The organism is Planomonospora sp. ID91781, from assembly GCF_015711595.1.
Classification (GTDB): Bacteria; Actinomycetota; Actinomycetes; order Streptosporangiales; family Streptosporangiaceae; genus Planomonospora; species Planomonospora parontospora.
The window spans coordinates 263,851-280,153 of sequence record NZ_JABTEY010000002.1; the positions used below are offsets into that span (position 1 = coordinate 263,851).

Consider the following 16,303-nt stretch of genomic DNA (forward strand, 5'->3'; position numbering starts at 1 on the left):
GCCGCCGTTGAACCGCACCCGCGTTCCTGCGTGATCCGGTTGATGCCGTACGGTTCCACTGGAGACCGGCGGATGGGGAGCGATATGAGGAACGTCCAGCAGCGGTCGGTCAACGCGTCGGCGGACAGGCTCGGTGCGTTGCTGGACGGGGTGTCGACCGCCGATGACCGTCTCTGGCCCACCCCGTCCTGGCCGCCGCTCGTCCTCGATGCGGGGCTGACCACCGGATCGCGCGGCGGTCACGGTCCCATCCGCTACAGCGTCACCGAATACGAGCCCGGCCGTCGTCTGCGGTTCTCCTTCGACCCGGAGCTGGGCCTCGACGGCCATCACGAGCTCGTCATCACCGCCGAGGGAGCGGATCGCTCCCGTCTCACGCACACGATCGTCGGCACCACCCGGGGGCGCATGAGGATCCTGTGGCCGCTGCTGATCCGCTGGTTGCACGAGGCGCTGATGCAGGATCTGTTCGACAACGCCGAGCGTGCCGCGGCCGGCCGGCTCAGCCGCCGCCCCGCGCGCTGGTCGGTGTGGGTGCGCCTGCTGCGGCGGGTCTGGAGCGCCCGCCGCCAGGACCGGAAGTAGAGCGCGGACCGAGCCCGGCGCGGCGTCGGGGCCGTCGTCATCCCGGCTCGACGGCCCGACGGCCTCGGGTTCCGGGTGCGGGCGCGTCGGCTACGCCTGAGGTGCCACGCCGAAGCGCAGGAAACCGGCGATGCGGGGTGAGAACGTGAGCGGGGTCTGCTCGCCGAGCGACGAGCGCAGGCCCGCCGCCACCTCGGCGTCCGGCTCACCGAACACCTCGAAGTGCTCCACCCGGCAGTGCTTCATCACGTCCTGGATGAACGGGCCCGCGAGTTTCCAGTGCAGGCGGACCGCGTCGGAGTCCCGATAAAGCTGGAAGCTGTGCGCGAGCATCCGCGTCTCGTCCACGAAGGTCTGCACCATCAGCTGCGGGCCATGCTGCTGGGCGAACTCCACGGCTCGGGCGATGGCGTTGCGGAAATCCTCCAGGTGGCCGTCGGTGATTCGCATGGTGTTGCGGAAGAGGAGGATCGTTTCGTCCTGGTGGCTCATGACGCGGTCCGGCCTTCCTCCGGAAGCAGCTCGAACAGGCTCGAGATTTCCTGTTCGCCGTGGCCGTCGGCGATCCGGCGATCCATCGGTTCCTTGGCCTGGCGCATCCGCATGGCTTCCACGCCGACGGCCTCCCGGTGGCCGATCATGCCGTCCACCAGCGCGGCCTGGGCGCGGAGCGAACCGAGGTCCGGCGGGTATTCCCCGCCGACGCCGCCCAGCAGCGCGCTCCTGCCTACCGTTCGGTTCCAGACCGTTGTGCGATATCCGCGTTCGACGAACGTTCTGGCGATCGGCGATCCCATGGAACCTGGACCGAGCACGGTGACCCGGCTCGCCGCGGTGGTGGCGTTGTCAGCCGCAGCTGTTGTCGTCGTCATGGTGCTCCCTTTCGTATCGGATTCGGATGGCCGGATCGTCGAGGTCAGCCGGCGAGCGCGGCGGCGATGGCGGGGCCGAATGCGGCGCCGAGCAGGTAGCAGAGGTTGAACTGGCCCATCGCCGTCGATCTGGCGCCGTCGGGCACCGCGGCGGCGGCGCGTGCTGCGAACGCCCCTTGTCCGGAGGCGGCGGCGAGGGAGGTGAGCGCCTGGGCGATGAGGAGAGCGGTCGGCGAGAGGCTGAGGCATGCCAGCCCCACACCTGCTGCCGCCAGCCCGGGGAAGAGCCCGGCAACGGCCTTCACCGGCGCTTTCGCGGTGGCGGCGATCATCCCGTAGGAGGCCAACCCGCCGAACAGCAGCGGCCACAGGATGGCGGCTCCCACCTGGCTGCTGGTCCAGTCCGCCTGTCCGGCGAACAGGGTGGGCAGCAGATAGATCATGCCGAAGTTGGTCGCGGCCAGCAGGAACGCCAGTCCGGACGTCAGGAGGAACACCGGAGCGCGGACGATCGAGGCGGGCACGAATCCGTCGCGCCTGGACCGTAGGTGCAGCGCCAGCAGCCCACCGGCGGCCACGGCGGCCGTCCCCGCGACCGGCCATGAGTGGGGCACGAACACCAGCGCGGTGACCAATGCCGTCAGCAGCACCGCACCCACCGGGTCGAAGGGTGCGTCCGGTGCCGGGCCGGCGGGTCGGTGGCGCAGCACGCCGGGAACGGCGAGCAGGCTCAGCGCGGGCAGGGCCAGGCCCGCCTGCCAGGACAGCAGCTCTCCGGCCAGGTCGGCGATCAGCGGCGCGGTGGAACCGACCGTCGCCAGCGAGGCCGTGACGAGTCCCATGGAGCGCGCCGAGTGGGTGAGGCTCATGGCGATCGTGGTGAACCCGGCGGTGCCGAGCCCTTGAGCCGCGCTGCCGAGCACGAGCGACGGCAGTGAGGGCACGCTCACCACGAGCACTGCGCCCAGGGCGACCAGCGCGGCACAGGTGAGCAGAGCCCGGCGTACGCCCTGGTGGCTCTGCAATCCCGCCATCACGGGGGTGCCGATCGCGATGGCCCAGCCGAAGGCGGTGACGATCCAGGTCACGGCACCCAGAGTCAGTCCGAGGTCGCGGGCGGCGTCCGGCAGGATGAGGCTGGGCCCGGCGATCCCGAAGGAGAGCGGTCCCGCCAGCAGCGCCAGCCAGGCCACGGGGACCCCGCGGTCCGGAGTTCCGAGCTGATCGGGCGCTCCGGCGTGGGTGGAGGGGGTGGGGGATGAGCTGCTCATCTGTCCTCCCCGCTCGCCGACAGCACCGGGTAGTCGGTGTAGCCGCGGTGGTCGCCGCCGTAGAAGGTCTTCGGGTCGGCCTCGTTGTACGGGCCGCCCCTCGCGATCCGCGCGGGCAGGTCGGGGTTGGCCAGCCACAACCGGCCGAAGGAGATCACGTCGGCCAGGCCGGAGCGCAGTGCCTCGAGCCCGTCGGCGGGGGCCGCGGGCCCGTCACCGTCCCACGGGTGCGGGTTGAGGATGAGCAGTCCGGGCCACTCCGAACGAATGATCTTGGTCACGTCACGCGTGTCGTTCTCCGACACGTGCAGGTAGGCCAGGCCGTACGGGGCGAGCGCGCGGGCCAGCTCCGCGTACAGGATCTCCGTGTCGCTCTCGTTCATGCCGTTGTAGGTGATGCCCGGAGAGACGCGGACCCCGGTGCGGTCCGGGCCGATGGCGTCGCTGACGGCCTGCACGACCTCCACGGCGAACCTGATCCGCCCGGCCACCGAACCGCCGTAGGCGTCGGTGCGTCGGTTGGTGTTGTCCGACAGGAACTGGTGGATTAGGTAGCCGCTGGCGGCGTGCAGTTCGACCGCGTCGAAACCGGCGTCCATCGCCAGCCGGGCCGCGGTCGCGAACTCTTCGACGGCCTGCTCGATGTCGGCCAGGGTCATCTCGCGCGGGGTCGGGTGGTCGAGCAGCCCTTCCGGCGTGTAGAGCCGCTCGCCGGAGCGGATCGCGGACGGCGCGAGGGGAACCTCGCCCCCGGGGTACAGGCAGGGATGGCCGATCCGCCCGGAGTGCATGAGCTGGACCGCGATGCGGCCGCCTCGCCGGTGCACCGCATCCGTCACCAGCCGCCAGGCCGCCACCTGCTCAGGCGAATGCAGGCCCGGCGTGTCGATGTACCCCTGGCCGATCACGCATGGCTGGGTGCCCTCGGTGATGATCAGGCCGGCGTCGGCACGCTGGGCGTAGTACTCGGCGGTCCGTTCTCCGACGAGCCCGCCCCGGGACCGGCTCCGTGTCATGGGCGCCATGACCAGGCGGTTCGGGAGATCCAGCGCGCCACCGGTGATAGGCGTGAGTAGTTCGTTCATGTCGCCCTCCGTGCCATGAGTCCATTTCGGTGCGACGAAGATACGAGCGGACGCTTATGGGCCGAATCGGTAAGGTTTCGGTACTGAGTTACTGGGATCGCCTACGTATCCCGGCCATCCGTACCCCGGGATGAAAGGCATCGTCGTTGCTGTACGGCAGGGCGAGTGAGCAGGCCGCGATCGAGAAACTCCTGGAGGCCGCGCGCGCCGGCCACAGCGGCGGCCTCGTCCTGCGGGGCGAGGCGGGCATCGGCAAGTCGGCGCTGCTGGACTGGGCCGCCGAGCACTGTGCCGGCCTCGGCGTGCGGATACTGCGGGCCACCGGCATCGAGACCGAGGCGGATCTCGCCTTCGCCGGACTCATACAGCTGCTCTGGCCGGTTCAGGACCACCTCGGCGCCCTGCCCGCACCGCAGGCGGACGCCCTGCGGGCGGTGCTCGGCTCGGGAGGCCCGGCCGGGCAGGACAGGTTCCTGTCCGGGCTGGCCGTGATGACCCTGCTGGCCCGCCTGTCCGACGACGGACCGGTGCTCTGCCTGGTCGACGACGCGCACTGGCTTGATCAGGCCACCGCCGACGCGCTGCTGTTCGCCGCCCGGCGCCTCGCGGACGAGAGGACCGCGCTGCTGTTCGCCACGCGGGAGGAGGGTTTCGCCGCCCCCGGCCTGCCCGAGATCCGGCTGTCCAGACTGTCGCAGGAGGACGCGGTGCGCGTACTGGAACACCGGCGCATGCCTCCCGCGGAGCGGGACCAGGTGATCGCCGAATCCGGCGGGAACCCGCTGGCGCTGAAGGAGCTGTCCGCCGGGCGCAGGCGCTACCACACGGCGGCCGGCCCGATCCCGGTCGCCGACCGGGTGCTCGCGTCCTTCCGTTCGCGCATCGCCCTGCTGCCGGACAGAACCCGTCTGATGATGTTGACGGCCGCAGCCGAAGGCCGCGGGGACCTGCCCATGCTGCTGCGCGCCGCTGCGGCGCTGGGGGTCGGTCCGGAGGATCTGGCGGAGGCCGAGGAGGCACGGCTGGTCGAAGTGAGCGCCGCCGCCATCGCCTTCCGCCATCCCCTGATCCGTACCGCCGCCTACCAGAGCGCGCCCCTGGCGCGGCGGATCGCCGTGCACCGGGTGCTGGCGGACGCGGCCACCGACGACGACTGCCGGATCCGGCACCGGGCCGCGGCGGCGACCTCACCCGACGAGGACTTGGCGGCGGCCTTGGCCGACGCCGCCGAACGGGCTCGCGGCCGGGCCGCTTTCGCCGCCGCCGCCGGATTGTGGGAACAGGCCGCGGCCTTCACCCCGAGCCCGCCCGACCGGGCCGCCCGGCTGGCACGGGCGGCGTCGCTGGCGCTCTCGTCCGGCCACGCCGACCACGCCGCGAGCCTCGTCCGGCGGGCCGAGGAACTGGTGGACGATCCCGCCTCCCTGGCCCTGCTGGCCGGGATACGGGCGACGGTGGAGTTCGAACGGGGAGAGGGCCGTTCGGCGGCCCGCATCCTGATGGAACGGGCCGTAGCCGCGGACCCGGTGCGGGCGGTGCCGATGTTGCGTACGGCGGCCGGGTACGCGTGGCTCTGCGGCGAGGCGGAGGTGATCCGGAGCGCGGCCGCGCGGCTGGCCGGCATGGGGGCGCAGGATCCGATGGTCCAGGGGCTGGCGCACCTGGTCGACGACGACTACGCGCGCGGCCTGCCGCTGCTGCGGCAGTTCGTCGTACGGACAGTGCCTGAGGTCACCGGCAGGTCGTCAGGCGCATCGTCGGAGGACACCACGCAGTGGGCCGCCTTCTGCGCGATGGTCGTCGCCGACGACGACACGGCCGCCGCCCTGGCGACCGCCGAGGTGGCGCGGCTGCGCAGGCAGAGTCTGGTGGGAGCGCTGCCGCAGGTGCTGCAGCACCTGGCCGGGGTCCAAGTGCAGGCCGGCAGGCACCGTGACGCCGAGGCCTCCGTCGCGGAAGCCGTCCAGCTCGCCCACGACACCGGGATGCACCAGCGGGTCACGCGGCTGCGCGCGGTCCTGGCCAGAGTGGCAGCCGTCGAGGGCGACGAGGAACGCTGCCTCCTACTGGCGGGAGACCCGACCGATGCCGGCGGCATGGCCGGTCTTGCCGCGCTCTGCCTGCTCGACCTGGGCATGGGGCGCTACGAGCGGGTGCTGGAGCGGCTCGAAGCCGCCACGCGAGGACCGTGGCGCCACCTGACGGTGCTGGTCACGGCCGGAGCAGAGCAGGTCGAGGCCGCCGTGCGGCTGGACCGCCCCGAACGGGCCGAGGAGCCCCTGCACCGCCTGGAAGCATGGGCGCGCGCCGGAAGACAACCCTGGGCGGAGGCGGTCAGCGCCCGCTGCCGTGCTCTGCTCAGTGACGACGAGGACGACTACCTGCGCGCCCTCGCGGCGCACCGGCGCGCAAACCGGCCCTTCGAGCAGGCGCGCACCGAACTGGCGTACGGTGAGTGGCTGCGCCGGGCTCGCCGCCGCAGCGACGCCCGCGCCCCGCTACGCGAGGCGCTGCGGACTTTCGAGCGGTTGCGGGCCGCGCAGTGGCGGACGCGCGCGGAGGCGGAGCTGAAGGCGGCCGGTGAGTCCGTCGTGGCCGCCCGGCCGACGGCCGCCGACCCTCTGGAGCGGCTCACGCCGCAGGAACTCCAGGTGGTACGGCTGGCGAGGGACGGCGGCACGAGCAGGGAGATCGCCGCCCAGCTGTTCCTGAGTCCGCGCACCGTGGAGCACCACCTGTATCGGGCCTACCGCAAGCTCGGCATCCGCTCCCGTCGCGAGCTGACCCGCCTCGGCCTCACCTGAGGCTCAGCCGGGCGTTCCGGCCGCTTCCGCGGATGCGCGGAGCAGGCTGACGCGGAGAGCGTACTCCGCCTCCTCGTTCGCCGGCGCGCGCCAGTCGCAGGGCACCGCCTGGCCGGCGGCCGCCAGTGGGCCTCTCCGGCGCCGGTCGCGGGCCCCCGGCCGTGGGAGCGGGCGCACGGGGGCTGCCTCGGTCAGCCCGGCTGCACCCGGTTGCGGCCGGAGCGTTTTGCCTGGTAAAGGGCTTGATCTGCGCGGTCGAGCAGGCTGTCGAGGGTGTCGTCGATCTTGAGTTCGGAGATGCCGATGCTGACGGTGAACCGCACGCGGTCGCCGTCGGCCGGGACGCCGAGGCCGGCGACGGCTGCGCGGAGCCGTTCGCCGATCTCCAGCGGGTCGCCGTGTACCTCGCTGAGCACCGCGGCGAACTCCTCGCCGCCGTACCGGCAGAAGACGTCGGGCTCCCGGAGGTGTCCGCGGAGGACCTGCGCGACCGCACGGATCACCTCGTCGCCGGTGGCGTGCCCGTAGGTGTCGTTGATCCGCTTGAAGTGGTCGATGTCGACCATCATCGCCGCGAGCGGCCGGCAGTTGCGTTTGGCGATCTCCACCTGGGGGGCGGCGAGGGTGGCGAAATGCCGGCGGTTGTACGCGCCGGTCAGCCCGTCGGTCGTCGCCAGCTGCTGCACCCTGGTGAACAGCCGGGCGCTGTCGTAGGCGGCGGAGCCCTGCCCGACGATCGCGGCGGTGACGTCGCGGTGGGTCTGGGTGAAGCCGTCGGGGTCGGCGGAGCCGGCGATCAGCAGGCCGTCTCCGTGACCGTGGGTGCGGATCGGCACGGCCAGCCAGCCGGCGGCGCCGTCCAGCAGGGTGGCGACGGCCGCCGGGGCGGACCGCAGGTCGCCGTGCCCGGCGGGCATGGCGGTCAGCAGCGCCGAGGGGTCGGCCGCGGTGCCCCGCCCGGCTCCGCGGTGCAGGGCCGTCACCTGTGAACCGTCGCGGTGCAGCAGGTGCAGCCGGTCGGCGGGCAGCGTCCGGGCGAGGACGTCGAGCAGCTTCTCCAGCACCCGGCCGGGGTCGAAGGTCGCGGAGAGCTCGGTCATCGAGCCGCGCAGCAGCTCGGCGGTGTCGCGCTGCTCGTTGGCCACCTGGACGGCCAGTTCCAGCTGTGCGGCCCGGGCGGTCTCCAGCGAGACCGCGATGTGACTGGTGACCGCGGTGAGGATGTCGATGTCGGCGTCGGTGAAGACGCCCTTGGCGACCCGGCTGTCGAGGTAGACGACGCCGATGAGCCGTTCTTCCAGTTCCAGCGGTGCGACCACGATGCTGCGCAGGCCGTACACGACCGCGCTCTGCGATCCCAGGGCGGCGCCTTCCTCGCTGCCGGTGACCACCACCGGCCGGCGGTCGGCGGCGACCCGGTCGACCAGGGTGGACGAGTAACCGGTGAGCTCGGAGAGGTCCGCTCCGCCGGCGTCGCGGCCCAGGTCCGGCCGGAGCCGACCGTCCGGCTCGTCGGCGAGGAAGAGCATCGCCCGCTCGGCGCCGAGGATGCGCAGCGTCTCGTCCAGCGCCACCCGGGCCAGCTGCCGCGGGTCGAGCACCTTGGCGGCGGCGGTGCTGACCTGTTGCAGCGCCTCCAGCCTGCGCCGGTGCGGGTCGGTGGCGGACGTCGGGGCGTGTCCGGCGTAGCCGGTGCCGACGGTGCCGCGCGAGCCGGCCAGGACCGGACCGAACTCGCTGCGCACCCAGCGGGCCCGCCGCGCCCAGCGGTGCTCCGCGGCCAGCGCGAGCGCCGCGTTCGCCTGTCGTCCGGCGAGGACGTCGTCGCCGAGTGCGGCCAGCGCCCTGGAGCGGACCCGCGCCGCCTCGTACTCGACCAGAGGGGCGTCCAGCCGGACCAGGTCCACTCCGTCGCGGGCCAGCCGGGCCAGCGCTTCCTCAGGCCGGCCGCGCAGCTGGAGCAGGCTGGCCGCGGCGACGGTCGCGTAGCCGCGCAGCAGGGCCAGCATGAGCGGGCCGGCGCCCGGCCCGGTCTTGGCGGCCGCGCGCTCCAGCGCGCGGACCGCGGCTTCGGCCGCCGCCAGGCGCTCGCGCCGGTCCGCTGGATCGGTCGCGCGCTGCAGCTGGGTGAGGCGGCCGTAGGCGAGGTACGCGTAGATCATGCGGTACTCGACGAAGATCGCCGAGATCGGCAGCGCGAGCCGGTCGAACGCCGCGGCGGCCTGTTCGAACGGCTCGCCCAGCTCGTCCTGCTCCAGCGAGATCTGGGTCGCGCCGAGGATGAACTGGACGGCGTGGCCGGCGTCGAGCGGCTCGGCGCAGCGGGCGGCGAACGCGGACGCGTCGTCACCGGTCTCACCGAGCAGCGCGCGGGACATGCCGGCGACGATGCCGAAGCTGGGGAAGGTGTCGGCGGTGGCCTGCGAGATCCGGCTGCGGCCCTGGTCGTGCCAGGTCAGGGCGTCCGCGGCGTAGCCCCGCTGCACGAGGTTCCGGCAGCGGATGAGCAGGATGTTGGTGTAGTAGTCCACCTCCAGCCAGCGCCGCTGGGTCTCGGACACGTCGGCCCACTCGCCGATCAGGCTCTCCCCGCCGAGCAGCTTCGAGAACGCCTCGAACCACACGGCGTAGCCGTACGCCTTCGGATCGCCGAGCGCGGTGGCCAGCTCCTTGGCCTGCCGGTAGATCCGGTCGCGGCGCCTGCCCAGCCTCAGCGGGCCGGCGACCGTACCGATCATGCTCAGGTGCTCCGCGAACCCGCTGGTCGCTCCGAGGCGGTGCGCGAACGGCTCGGCCTGCAGGGTGAACGCGACCACCAGGTTGTTCTTGAGGCCGAGCGAGGCCGCCGACGCGACGGCCCGGATCAGCATCAGCCGCAGCAGGAGCCGCTCGGCCGTCTCACCCGTGGCCGGCGAGGCCGCGGGGGCGCGGGTGCCCCTCGCCAGCCAGCGCAGCATGATCCGCGCCGTCGACAGACCCAGCAGCACCGGGTTCTCCGGCACCGGCACGCCCAGCTCGGCCAGCCCCTGCCGGCCGCAGGCGATCGAGCGGCTCAGCTCCCAACTGGTCCGCAGCACGTGCGCGAGCTGCAGCAGCAGCGCGGCGCGCCGCACCGGGTCGGTCTCCCGATCGAGGCCCGCCTCCAGTTGCCTGCGGGCCGGCTCGATGCGCCCGGTCGACCAGTACGCGACCCCGAACGTCTCCCGGAACCGGCTGTCCGGCTCGATGCCGGCCCGCTCCGCCGCGTCCTGCGCGGTCTCCAGGAAGGCCAGAGCCGTGTCCGGGGCGTTCTCGGCCAGCGCGAGCCGTCCCGCGGCCCATCCGGTGGCGAACACCCGTTCGGGGTTGCGGTCGGTCTCCCCGGCGCCGTAGTGGCGCGCGGTGGCGTACACCGCGGCGGGGCCGGTGTGCTCGGCGGAGTCCAGGACGGTGGCGATGCGCTGGTGCAGCGCCCGCAGCCGGTCGGCGTCGACCGCGGCGAGCAGCGCCTCCCGGATCCGGTCGTGCACGAAGGCGTACCCGTCGGCGTGCGGCTGGACCAGGCCGTGCTCGGCCGCCTCGGCCAGCGCCACGGCGGGCTCGGCGCCGATCACCTCGGCCAGCAGGCCGGTCGGGACGACGGTGCCGATGGCGGCGGCGACCGCCAGCACCGAGCGGACGTGCTCGCCCACCCCGTCGATCCGTGCGATGACCAGGTCCAGCACGTCGGCCGGCAGGTCGATCTCCCGCAGCAGGTCGGTGTCCAGCCGCCAGGCTCCCCAGTGCGGACGCAGCGCGCCGGCGTCGACGAGGGAGTGGAGGTATTCGAGGATGGTGAAGGGGTTGCCCCGGCCCCGCGCGGACAGTTCGGCGATCACCTCCGGCCCCACCGTCGAGCCGGCCAGGTAGGACGAGATCAGCGCCGCCGTGCCCGCGTCGTCCAGCGGCCCGACCGGGATCCGCAGATCGACGGTGGCGCCGAGCGCGTCGTCGAACCGTTCACCGCCGGCGCGGCTGGCCTCGTCGTCGCGGGCCGTGGCCACCACCAGGAGCGGCACGTCCGCGAGCTCCTCGGCGAGACGGCGCAGTACGGCGAGGCTGGAGCCGTCGAGCCACTGCACGTCGTCGAGGATCAGCAGGCCGCCCGTCTCGCCCGGCAGCGCGGCCAGGAACAGCGCCACCGCCCCGGCGAACTGCTCATGCCGGCCCTCGGCGTCCAGTTCCGGCGCGTCCAGCAGCACTCCGAGCAGCGGTGACAGCGACCGTAGCAGGCTCGCCCCGGCCCCCGCGGCGGTCCGCAACCGGTCCACGGCCGCGGCTCTCGCCTCGGGCGCGAGCGCCGCGATCGCCCCCAGCCGCTCTTCGACCGCGGCGCGCAGCGCCGCCAGCGGCAGCGACGAATCCGGATCGCACTTGCCGGACATGACCAGTGCGCCGCCCGCCCGCGCCGCCGCCGCGAGCTCACGGGCGAGGCTGGTCTTCCCGCTTCCCGGAGCACCGCTGAGCAGCACCACACCGCCGGTGCCGGCCCGCGCGCGGGCCCAGCGGGCCGCCAGCGCCGCCTGCTCGGCGGACCGGCCGGCCAGCGCCGATCGGGCCGCGGCGTGCGGCGTGGGGGGAACGACCTCCGGTGCCAGGCGGGCCAGCACGGTGAGCAGCTCGTCGGCGGTGGCGAACCGGTCGTCCGGGTCCTTGGCCAGCAACCGCCGGATCATCTCGGCGAACCCGCTCGACAGCTCCGGGCGCAGCGAGCGCGGATCGGGGGCCGGCAGGTTGGCGTGCATCGCGATCAGCTCGCCGACGTTGCCGCTGACGAACGGAAGCACGCCGGTGGCGGCCTGGAACAGCACGACGCCGAAGGCGTACAGGTCCGCCCGCCGGTCCACCGGACGGTTGAGCATGCCGGTCTGCTCCGGCGCGCTGTAGTGGAACGTGCCCACCGCGGCGTCCCCGGTCAGCACCCGGTCGCCCGCCGCGGCGAGCCCGAAGTCGACCAGCCGGGCACGACCCTCACCGGTGATGACGATGTTGTCCGGTTTGATGTCACGGTGCACCAGCCCGGCACGGTGCGCGGCCGCCAGCGCCGCCGCGCCGTCCGCGGCGAGCGCCACCACCCGGTCCTCCGGGAGTGCGGCGTCCTCCAGCAGCGCGGTGAGCGTCCGCCCCTCCAGCAGCTCCTGAACCAGGTACGGGTACCCGGCCGCGATCCCGGCGTCGAACACCTTCGGCACCCCGGGATGGTCGACCCGGGCCAGCAGCGCCGCCTCACGGCTGAACGCCGCGGCCATCCGCTCCCGGTCCGCCGGAGAGCCCTGCAGCACCTTCAGGGCGTAGTCCACGCCGTCACGGCGGATCCGGTACACCGCCGTATGCGCGCCGCGGCCGAGCTCGGCGACCGGCTCCGCGTCCAGCCCGAGCCCGTGCCAGAAGGCGGCCATGCTCCGGGTCGCCGCCGTCGGCACAGTGACCCCGTTCGACGCGCTCGACAGCCAAGTCATGTCCGCCTCATCGGCCGGCCGCCTCTTCTTCTGAAGAAATCACGGCCGGTGGCGGCGTGGTGTGACCGAGCCCACCGGCCGTTCCGGCCGGAGCCGTACCGCCGGTCCTCCTCCGAAGGCAGGCTCATCCGCTGTGCGGGCGCGGCACCGTGCGCCGGATCGACCGGGCCGTCGCCCGCGCCACCGCCTTGATCGCCCCGGTGCCGGTCGCGGTGACGAGGCGGTCGACGTCGGCGGGGCGGGTGGTCACCGTGGCGGTGAACGCCGGAGCGTGCGTCGGGTGCGGTTTCGCTCAGCATCGGCCTCTTGCTGCCGATGTGGCAGACGAGATTAGGTTCCCGCACCGCAGGCGGGGCCATGGTGATCCCTGGAGAACGCAGTGTTCGACGGCACAGTGGTACAGATGCTCCACGTCGCCCTGGACGGGTTGGCCATGCGGCAGAGGGTGGTCGCGGACAACATCGCGAACATCGAGACGCCCGGTTTCCTGGCCGGGCGAGTGCAGTTCGAACGCGAGCTGCGTGCCGCGATCGACAAGGGGGACTCACCCGCGCAGGTGCGGCCCGGTGTCGCCCGGTCCCTGGAGCCCACCCGCATCAACGGCAACAACGTCAACCTCGATCAGCAGGTCCTCACCCACATGGACACCACGCTGCGCTACCAGATGCTGCTGCGCATCCTCGACGGCAAGTACAACGGCATCCGCCGGGTCATCGGCGGCCAGGGGTGAGCCTCCGGCGCCGGTGACATCCCCTCGGGTGGTTTGGTGACCTGACCGGGAACGAGGCCGGAGACCGCACGAGCGGGGAGGTGGCTGCTGCTGCGGTTGTCCGTCCTGGGCCGCCGGGCACTCGATGGATCACGTCGCCGCAGCCGCCGGCCATGCCGCTGAGGGGCGCGAGCGGCCGTGCGGACCGGAGTCCAGGTGGACGCTTGCGGGACGCCGATCTCTGCCTCCCGTTCCGTGACTGCGTAACGTGGCAGGTGGAACCGGATACGGGGCGGCGAATCTCGGGGGAGATGAGATCGGTGTCGGCAACAGATCACATCCACGACGCCCAGCGGCTGCGCACGCTGCACGCCACCGGCCTGCTGGAAGCCGAGGAGGTACCGCCGCTGGACCGGGTGACCCGGCTGGCGGTCGGATGCCTGCATGTGCCGGCGGCGGTGGTGTCGCTGATCGACGCCGACCGCCAGGTCGTCATCAGCGCGGCCGGGTCCGCGCGTCCCGAGCGCCACTGGCAGACGCCCCTGTCGCAGACGCTGTGCCGGCACATCGTGATCACCGACGCTCCGCTGACCGTGCCCGACACCCGCGCCGATGAGCGCTGGCGCGAGGTCGAGGCCGCCCGTGACGGGCGCGTCGCCTCCTATGCCGGGATGCCGCTGCGGGCCGGCCGCGGCCGGGTGCTGGGCACGTTGTGCGTCATCGACGCCGAGCCCCGGCAGTGGAGCGGCGAGCAGCTGGCCATGCTGGAGGACCTGGCCGCGATGGCCGAAGCCGAGATCGTGACGCGGCTGACCCGCAACGAGCCGCACGCGTCGGCGGTGCTCGACCGTGTGCCGGAGCCGATCGCCTGCCTGGACGCGGCGGGGGTGGTGACGGGGTGGAACGCCGCGGCGGTGCGGTTGTTCGGCTGGCCGGCGGCAGAGGCCGTCGATCGGCCGGTCAGCGAGCTGATCAGCCCCGAGCGGGTGCGCGGCGACTGCGAGCGGCTCCTGCGCCGGGTACGGGAGGGCGACGCCTCGGCCCGGGAGGTGCACCGGCTGGAGCTGACCGCCGCCGACCGCGCGGGGCGGGAGTTTCCCGCCGAGCTGGTCGCGCAGGTCTCCGCCGGGGGCGACGGGCCGATCTGTCAGGTGGTGCTGCACGACGTCGGTGACCGCGACGAGATCCGGCGGCAGCTCGAGGGCGAGCAGCTGTTCCTGCGGGCGCTGGTGGACAGCCTGGACGTCATGATCGGCGCCTGTGACAGCGACGGCCGGGTGGTCCTGGTCAACCGGCCGCTGCGGCAGGGGACCCACGCGCCCTGGCCCGAGGTGCACGTCCAGGATGCAGGCGAGGTCTTCGAGGTGTTCGCCGCCGACGGGCGCACGCCGTTGCGCGGGGACCAGGTGCCGCTGGCGCGGGCGCTGGCCGGCGAGCACATCGACGGCCAGCAGATCATCGCCCGGCTACCGGGTGAGGAACCGCGCTGCTTCGCCGTCAACGGACGGCCGATCGACGCTCCCGACGGGCGCCGTCTGGGCGCGGTGGTGGCCTTGCACGACATCACCGCCCAGCATCGGGCCCAGGTGCTGCGCTCGGCTCAGCACGCGGTGGCGGAGGTGCTGGCGGACGCCGCCTCCGTCCAGGAGGCCGCCGGCGGGGTGGTCGCCGCGGTCACCGAGGCGCTGGGGTGGACCTACGGCGAGTACTGGCAGGTCGACGAGGACGGAGGGGCCGAAAGCGGGGGGTCCATCGCCTCCATCGCTTTCTGGAGCCGGCCCGGACGGGACCTGTCGGCCTTCACCGACGGCCAGCCGACGACCTTCACCCGGGGACAGGACCTGCCCGGACTGGCCTGGGAGCGCGGGGAACCGGTCTGGATCGGCGACATGGCGGCCGAGTCCGGTGACTTCTCCCGCCTGCAGGGCGCCGTGCGGGCCGGCCTGCGCTCGGCCATGGCGCTGCCGGTGCGCAGCGGCGACCACGTGCTGGGCGTGCTGATCTTCGGCGCGGACCGTCCCCAGCCGCCCGACGACGACCTGGTCGAGCTGCTGGACGGGGTGTGCGCCCACCTGGGCCGCTACATGGAGCGCCGCCGCGCCGAGGAGCTCACCGTCGCTCTGGCCGAGAGCCGCCGCCAGTTCGACCGGATCATCAACCAGCTCACCGACAAGGCCTGGACCGTCGAGATCCGGCCCGACGGCACCGCCCGCCCGGTCTACGTCAACACCGAGCACACCACCGTCTTCGGCGGGCGGCTGCACCTGTCGCCCGACGACGACTTCATCGCCGTCATGCTGCGTTTCGTCCACCCCGACGACCACGACGCCTTCCGCGCCTACTGCGCCGAGCTCATCACCGGAGACCGGGCCGAGCTGGAGTACCGGCTCATCGGCCTGGACGGCGTCACCCGCTGGATCTGGAGCCGGGGCGCGCCCCGCCGGGAGGGGGAGCGGCTGCTGGTCGACGGCATCTCCAGCGACGTCACCGACCGCCGCCGGATCACAGAGGAGCGCGAAGGCCTGCTGGCCCAGCAGCACCAGCAGGTGGAACGGCTGCGGCAGCTGGATGCGATGAAGGACGACCTGATGGCGATGGCCAGCCACGAGCTGCGCAACCCCATCGGGATCATCCGCAGCTACGCCGAGATGCTGGCCGAGGCCCCCGGCCTGCCGGAGGAGTACCGGACCTTCATCGAGGTCATCGATCGCAAGAGCGAGCACCTGCAGAACCTGGTCGACGACCTTTTGGACCTGGCCCGGCTGGACGCCGGCCGGGTGGTCGTGGACGCGCGCCCGGTGTGGCTGACGGGCCTGGTCCGCCAGGCCGTCGACGAGCACCGGGCGGCCGCGCAGGCCGGGCGGATCACCCTGACCGCCGAGCTGGCACATCACCTGCACGTGCACGCCGACCCGGTCCGGCTGCGCCAGGTGCTGGACAACCTGCTGTCGAACGCGGTCAAGTACACGCCCGCCGGCGGCGCCGTCACCGTCACCGCCGGCTGCGACAGCGCAGACACCGGGGCCGGGAACCAGGAGGCCTGCCGAGGCGAAGCGATCACGGTGACGGTGGCCGACACCGGCATCGGCATCCCGGCCGAGCAGTACGACCAGCTGTTTTCCCGGTTCTTCCGCGCCTCCACCGCGAAGGCGGCCGGGATCAAGGGCACCGGCCTGGGCCTGGCCATCACCAAGGCCATCATCGAGGCGCACGGCGGCGCCATCACCGCCGCCCCGCGCGCCGGCGGTGGCACCGTCTTCACCGTCCGGCTGCCGGCCGACCCGTCGCACCGCGCAGAGCCCGCCTGACAGGCAGGCCGAACACGGCCGCCGCCTGGACGAGAACCACTGACGGTCGTCAGCCGGAACCCAGCGCGGTCAGCAGCGCCGCGGCGGCCGCCGCCTTGCTCGCCCCCGTCCCGGTCGCTGAGACGATCCGGGCGCCGCCGGCGGGGCGGGCGGGCGACGGAGCGGTGAACACCGGAGCGTGCGACGGGCCCT

The 16,303-nt window shown here is 73.3% G+C and carries 11 protein-coding genes; 4 read left to right on the plus strand and 7 right to left on the minus strand.

What is annotated here, in order from left to right:
• The first annotated feature begins 84 nt into the window (after positions 1 to 84).
• Positions 85 to 585: an SRPBCC family protein gene (locus HS048_RS20355; RefSeq protein WP_196468266.1), complete on the plus strand. Its 501-nt coding sequence runs from the start codon at positions 85 to 87 to the stop codon at positions 583 to 585.
• A gap of 90 nt (positions 586 to 675) precedes the next feature.
• Here the strand turns inward: HS048_RS20355 and HS048_RS20360 are convergent, their stop codons facing one another.
• Genes HS048_RS20360 through HS048_RS20375 form a run of 4 tightly spaced genes read right to left on the minus strand, consistent with a single transcriptional unit; the run spans position 676 to position 3,813 of the window.
• Complete coding sequence (locus HS048_RS20360) at positions 676 to 1,077, minus strand: hypothetical protein (protein ID WP_196468267.1); 402 nt, start codon at positions 1,075 to 1,077, stop codon at positions 676 to 678.
• Positions 1,074 to 1,457, minus strand: coding sequence for an NAD(P)-binding domain-containing protein (locus HS048_RS20365; RefSeq protein ID WP_196468268.1), 384 nt, complete (start codon positions 1,455 to 1,457; stop codon positions 1,074 to 1,076). Before HS048_RS20365 ends, HS048_RS20360 begins: the two co-directional genes overlap by 4 nt.
• A 44-nt stretch (positions 1,458 to 1,501) precedes the next feature.
• On the minus strand, positions 1,502 to 2,728 hold the full coding sequence (locus tag HS048_RS20370; RefSeq protein WP_196468269.1) for an MFS transporter: 1,227 nt from the start codon (positions 2,726 to 2,728) through the stop codon (positions 1,502 to 1,504).
• Entirely contained in the window at positions 2,725 to 3,813 is a 1,089-nt protein-coding gene (locus HS048_RS20375; protein ID WP_196468270.1) for an alkene reductase, read from the minus strand. Before HS048_RS20375 ends, HS048_RS20370 begins: the two co-directional genes overlap by 4 nt.
• A 146-nt stretch (positions 3,814 to 3,959) precedes the next feature.
• Here HS048_RS20375 and HS048_RS20380 point away from each other — a divergent pair, with 146 nt between their 5' ends.
• The gene (locus HS048_RS20380; RefSeq protein ID WP_068900900.1) at positions 3,960 to 6,617 is read left to right on the plus strand and encodes an AAA family ATPase; all 2,658 of its coding nucleotides are present in this window, start codon (positions 3,960 to 3,962) and stop codon (positions 6,615 to 6,617) included.
• A 191-nt stretch (positions 6,618 to 6,808) separates the two neighbouring features.
• Here the strand turns inward: HS048_RS20380 and HS048_RS20385 are convergent, their stop codons facing one another.
• On the minus strand, positions 6,809 to 12,094 hold the full coding sequence (locus HS048_RS20385; protein WP_196468271.1) for a diguanylate cyclase: 5,286 nt from the start codon (positions 12,092 to 12,094) through the stop codon (positions 6,809 to 6,811).
• A 124-nt stretch (positions 12,095 to 12,218) separates the two neighbouring features.
• Positions 12,219 to 12,344: a hypothetical protein gene (locus HS048_RS38220; RefSeq protein ID WP_255529723.1), complete on the minus strand. Its 126-nt coding sequence runs from the start codon at positions 12,342 to 12,344 to the stop codon at positions 12,219 to 12,221.
• 153 nt (positions 12,345 to 12,497) lie between these two features.
• Here HS048_RS38220 and HS048_RS20390 point away from each other — a divergent pair, with 153 nt between their 5' ends.
• Together HS048_RS20390 and HS048_RS20395 are read left to right on the plus strand one after the other, a co-directional pair.
• Positions 12,498 to 12,824, plus strand: a complete 327-nt coding sequence (locus HS048_RS20390; protein ID WP_068901043.1) for a flagellar basal body protein — start codon at positions 12,498 to 12,500, stop codon at positions 12,822 to 12,824.
• A gap of 299 nt (positions 12,825 to 13,123) precedes the next feature.
• Complete coding sequence (locus HS048_RS20395) at positions 13,124 to 16,111, plus strand: ATP-binding protein (protein ID WP_196468272.1); 2,988 nt, start codon at positions 13,124 to 13,126, stop codon at positions 16,109 to 16,111.
• 49 nt (positions 16,112 to 16,160) lie between these two features.
• Here the strand turns inward: HS048_RS20395 and HS048_RS38225 are convergent, their stop codons facing one another.
• Complete coding sequence (locus HS048_RS38225; RefSeq protein WP_255529724.1) at positions 16,161 to 16,283, minus strand: hypothetical protein; 123 nt, start codon at positions 16,281 to 16,283, stop codon at positions 16,161 to 16,163.
• Positions 16,284 to 16,303 lie beyond the last annotated feature (20 nt).